6 protein-coding genes are annotated in these 4,413 nt (G+C 41.1%); 3 read left to right on the top strand and 3 right to left on the bottom strand.

Features of this window, described 5'->3' with window-relative positions; all coding sequences use genetic code 11:
- Positions 1-424: 424 nt before the first annotated feature.
- Both Q0093_RS14715 and Q0093_RS14710 read right to left on the bottom strand, forming a co-directional pair.
- Entirely contained in the window at positions 425-1,024 is a 600-nt protein-coding gene (locus Q0093_RS14715; protein ID WP_297931990.1) for an RloB family protein, read from the bottom strand.
- A gap of 2 nt (positions 1,025-1,026) precedes the next feature.
- Complete coding sequence (locus tag Q0093_RS14710) at positions 1,027-2,283, bottom strand: ATP/GTP-binding protein (RefSeq protein ID WP_297931986.1); 1,257 nt, start codon at positions 2,281-2,283, stop codon at positions 1,027-1,029.
- 816 nt (positions 2,284-3,099) lie between these two features.
- On the opposite strand from Q0093_RS14710, the gene Q0093_RS14705 reads away from it, so the two are divergent.
- The 3 genes from Q0093_RS14705 (at position 3,100) to Q0093_RS14695 (ending at position 4,156) form a co-directional block, all read left to right on the top strand.
- Complete coding sequence (locus Q0093_RS14705) at positions 3,100-3,447, top strand: hypothetical protein (RefSeq protein ID WP_297931984.1); 348 nt, start codon at positions 3,100-3,102, stop codon at positions 3,445-3,447.
- Positions 3,410-3,826, top strand: coding sequence for a hypothetical protein (locus Q0093_RS14700; RefSeq protein WP_297931982.1), 417 nt, complete (start codon positions 3,410-3,412; stop codon positions 3,824-3,826). The genes Q0093_RS14705 and Q0093_RS14700 overlap by 38 nt, the downstream gene beginning before the upstream one ends.
- 129 nt (positions 3,827-3,955) lie before the next feature.
- On the top strand, positions 3,956-4,156 hold the full coding sequence (locus Q0093_RS14695; protein ID WP_297931980.1) for a hypothetical protein: 201 nt from the start codon (positions 3,956-3,958) through the stop codon (positions 4,154-4,156).
- Positions 4,157-4,226: 70 nt separating this feature from the next.
- Here Q0093_RS14695 and Q0093_RS14690 read toward each other — a convergent pair.
- A partial coding sequence (locus tag Q0093_RS14690; RefSeq protein ID WP_297931978.1) for a hypothetical protein occupies positions 4,227-4,413 on the bottom strand: 187 nt, incomplete at its 5' end.

Below are 4,413 nucleotides of genomic sequence, written 5' to 3'. Positions count from 1 at the left end.
TTGCCATAAAATATGCACCTCCAAAAGTCTGTCCAACTTTTGGGGTGCATATCATATCTTGTGGTTTTTCGTCTGGAGCTGCTAACCGGATTTGAACCGGTGACCTCTTCCTTACCAAGGACGTGCTCTAAAATCTTCCTGGGAAAAACACACCACAATACCTTGACAAATTGTTTGCTATTTACCACAAGATATAGTAGGTTTTTAATGCATCAGGGGCTGTTTTGAATTTAATAGCAAACAACTGAAAATGCCGTTTTGTTTGCTACCGTTTGCTATTTTTGCGTTTTAGACCGTTTTAGAGCGTAAAAGGCAGTCTTTTTTATTTTCGAAATATATCCAAAAATTCACTCGCATTGATCTGCTTACTTGAAACGATATATGCAACAAATATTTGATTTATGCGCCTGTCCTCCTTAGTATTCTAATCGAGCTTTTTTAATATGTAAATTAAATCCTGCACCTCTGTATAGGGGTTACGCTCCACGAGAGTTACGCCCCCATCATAAAGGGAATTTTTCTTTTCGGAACGGTTTATCGCAACTGCATACTTATCCTCCAAATCACATTGAGCATAGACATCCATAGCCTCATTATAACCCGGAACATATTTTTTCATCTGTTCCTTGACTGCTTGTGACGAAGATTCCGCCTTTGGGTTCTCGGTAAAATGGTACAACAACCAAATCTCAAAACACGGGTTAGAGACAATGAAAGTAATGTTTGGATACTTTTGCCGCGCCTTTAAATATGCATTGTACTTATCTTCACGCAGATCCATGTCAATAAGGCAAAAGGCCTTATCTCCGAGCGCGATATCCATTTGATACTCTTTGTAAAGATTTGACGCACGCTTTGCCATTCCCATGACATCTGTCGCTTTCGAATCTTTTATCTCAAGCCTATAAAGACATTCCCTTGCCTTATAATGAGAGAAGTATTTGCGTTCCGTCTTATTCTTTCCCTCACAGACAATCAATAAGATGGGGCTTCGCTGTCTTTTGTAAGATTGCTTTTTTGCCATTCTCAGACCTCCCTAATAAACGGAACAGCACCGAAGCGACCGAGAATGTATGCTTTTTCGATATTTTCGTTCTTGCGCGGCGAAAAATCAGTCAGCGGATACATTATAGTCTTTCCACTCTTGAAATCGCGTTCGGTGAACCAAATTTCATCCCGGCGAAGAAGTTCCAGGTCGAGAAGATTAGTGTCATGCGTATTGGCGATCAGCTGCGCATTATTTGCATTGATTTCCGGGTCAAGAAACAGGCTTACAATATACCTAACGAGAATTGGATGAAGGCTCCTGTCTATTTCATCGACAAAAAATGTTATCCCTTTTTGGAAAACATGGTACAGAATTGGGGAAAGTTGAAACATCTGTATAGTTCCAAGCGATTCTTCCTGGAGATTGAGAATATATTTTTCTTCCGCATCGCCATACATAACAGCATGCCGTATGTTTATGTTATAAACTGGGGAATTTTCGATCTGTTCAATTGCCTCCTCTTTTCCTTGCGCAATGAGAGATACTATCGAATTGAGGACAGGATCTTTTTGCATCTCTTTGAATTTTTTTTCCTCTATTGCGAAATCATCGATACTCAGATCTGCATTATTGAAGAATTTAAGGCAAAACTTTTTGTAATCTTCGAAGTGTCCGTCCGCCTTTATTTTTGCAAGATGTGCCTGCCACTGCTCATTAAATGAATACGGCAGCAGTGTGTTCAGCAGAAATTCAACGACTGGTTTGGTAAGAGGATAATTCCAATTCGCAGAAGTTGCCAGAAATAGCTTATTGCGAGTAGTCTTTGATTCAATATCGCGGAGCATTCTGACATCCCGCTTGAACTCATACGTATCGGTATTCATTCGTTCAAAGATATTTGTGGGCTTGGATGTATTGTACACATCAAGTTTTTCATAGATCACCCTATCTTGCGTGCAGGAAAATTCATAATGATACTTCTTTTCATGCATGATAAAAGTAAGTGAAAACTCCGACGGGATATTTTTAGCATCACGGCGGAACTTGAAAGGCACGACCGGAATAGGCATATTTTCAAGCAGTTGATTGGAATTAAAGATAAACCAGCGGACAAAAGAAATAGCACGAATAAACGAAGTTTTGCCGGATGCGTTGGCTCCATAAATAAGCCTCACGCGCGAATACTTATCATCAATTAGACTTTCCCTGTGCTGTTTATCACTATTTGCAATCATATCAAAGCGACATTCATCACCAAAAGACATAAAGTTTTTAAATCCGAAATAAATAAGCATCTTGTTCTCTCCTTTTTTGATCAGTATTATTATATACTCTTCAGCACAAAAAATCAACACCTAATCGAGATATTTTTTGAATTTTTGCAAAATTTTCACGAAAATGATAAAAATATTCCGTTTTCATCGCGATATTTTGTCAGGTTGGCCAAATGGATTACGAGGCATAGCAAAAAACCATCAAAAAAGCAATCGGGTTATTACGCAAACATTATTCTTAAATTACGAACTCCGAAAAAGTTATACTCGTAAGTATAATACTTACGGATATAATCAATGTATCTCCGGATTTTGCCTTTCGCGGGCTGGTTGTAGCACAGGGCGAGGCAGAAGTCAACGGGAGAAAATTGTCACTGAAAATCTGAAATAACTGTCATTCTACCGACTTTGGTTTAACCGGGGTCGGCTTTTTTATATACACAGAACATGGATGCAACAATTTTATCCTTGTCGTTGACTTCTGCCGGGTGCCTTTCAAGATACCTTTCCTCTGTTTCGCCATGTGCTCCATAGCCCGTGCCGAAAGGCAAAATAAAATCTGGAGGTATAACACATGAAAACAGAAGTTTCCAAGTTCACAGAATTCCGTAAGTATTATCTCTAGGAATTCGAATGGTTCGACGGTGAAGATTATATCACCTTTAACCTGGTCGGAATCGACCTGGTTAAAAACGAAGCCCAAATTGCCGTGACGGACAGAGGCAGAATAAACGTCATCACTTACGACCTCATGACGGACAAACACGGCGGACTCTATTTCGAATACGGCGCTTTGTTCACCCGTATTTATCTGGACGATTTCGAGGAGGCGGCATAATGAAACTTACACTTACAAACATAAAAGAACTCAAACGCAATATAGACAATCTGCTCACTAAGCGCGTCTGTAATTACGTCATTGACCGCTGGAGCGACTATGACGACAAGAAGCATATCTTCACTGATGTGCTGGACCACGGCTGCCAATCTGGCATTGTAGGTGAACTCATCTACTATACCGACACGGTGCGTTTCTACAAGCAGTACAGGCAGGAAATAAACGAACTGCTTTACGACCTTATGAACGGAACGGGTCTTTACGCTCCGTCCGAATTGTTCGGCAGCAGATGGGACAAGGAAGATCCCCTTGCGCAGGATACATACAATCAAAACCTGCTGGCGTGATTCGACTTCGAAGAAACGCTCCGGAACATCGGCTACAACTTTGAAGCTTTACAAGATTGCATCTAAGGAGGATACGAAAATGACAGACAAGGCAATCGTCAAAAAGGAAAAGGCGCTCGAACTGCTGAAAGAAATGGACATATACAAGCCGTACATACGAGGATTTCGTGAAAGCGACAAGGTATGTTTCTTTGAAAACTTCGGAGTCTTTTGGCTCCATCAGGAACCGGAGATAGATCGCAAGCGACAGGAAATAGAGGCAAAATACAACTGCCTTGTATATGCCGTGACACACGAATTTACGCAATTCGGCGAACTGTACGATTTCCTTATCGTCACAGACTATCCCGAAGAATGGGATACCCTTATATACAGTTAGGGAAACCGTCACACAGCTTTCGCGTATGTCTGGAACAAAGACGATGACTGGTGCTCGGAATTCGGCAGTATCACCGTACAGCGTTTCGGCGGCGGTATCAGGAGAATTGCATGATAAGGAGGAACAACAATGGCTTACAAGACAATGGCACATATCCACTCTCTCAAAGGAGAAATGGACGAGATAACAGTGCTCGAAGAATTAGGAAACAACGATTATATCGTGGACTATAAGGGAGTGAAGTGTCACGCCCTTTTTAACTGGTTTGTATGCGAATTCTACGCGGACGACATTTACAGGATTGTCAGGGAGGATAAAGATAATGGCTAAACTTGCAGATCTCAAAAAGTATATCGGATATGAATTTTCTTCCGGTTGCTATACAGGAGAAGACTATAAGTCATTCCAGACAAAGTACATCAACTATCTGAAGACGATGTGCAGTGAAAACCATTGGCAGCTCGTCAATATCGGTAGAAACCACTATTGCTTCTCCGCCTTTATTAAGAGCGCGGAGAACAGATGCGTGTATATATCCATTTCGGATGTCAGGTACTTCACGAACGAATGGTACAGCCATATCCTCA

The sequence above is a fragment of the uncultured Coprobacter sp. genome, assembly GCF_947855755.1.
Classification (GTDB): Bacteria; Bacteroidota; Bacteroidia; order Bacteroidales; family Coprobacteraceae; genus Coprobacter.
The sequence above is the reverse complement of the archived record's forward strand: the minus strand, read 5'-3'. Positions and strand labels throughout refer to the sequence as shown.

Bases quoted from the DNA above. Each gene is read 5' to 3' on its own strand.
- Q0093_RS14695 (WP_297931980.1), top strand. From the start codon at position 3,956: ATGGCTTACAAGACAATGGCACATATCCACTCTCTCAAAGGAGAAATG.
- Q0093_RS14710 (WP_297931986.1), bottom strand. From the start codon at position 2,283: ATGCTTATTTATTTCGGATTTAAAAACTTTATGTCTTTTGGTGATGAA.
- Q0093_RS14705 (WP_297931984.1), top strand. From the start codon at position 3,100: ATGAAACTTACACTTACAAACATAAAAGAACTCAAACGCAATATAGAC.
- Q0093_RS14715 (WP_297931990.1), bottom strand. From the start codon at position 1,024: ATGGCAAAAAAGCAATCTTACAAAAGACAGCGAAGCCCCATCTTATTG.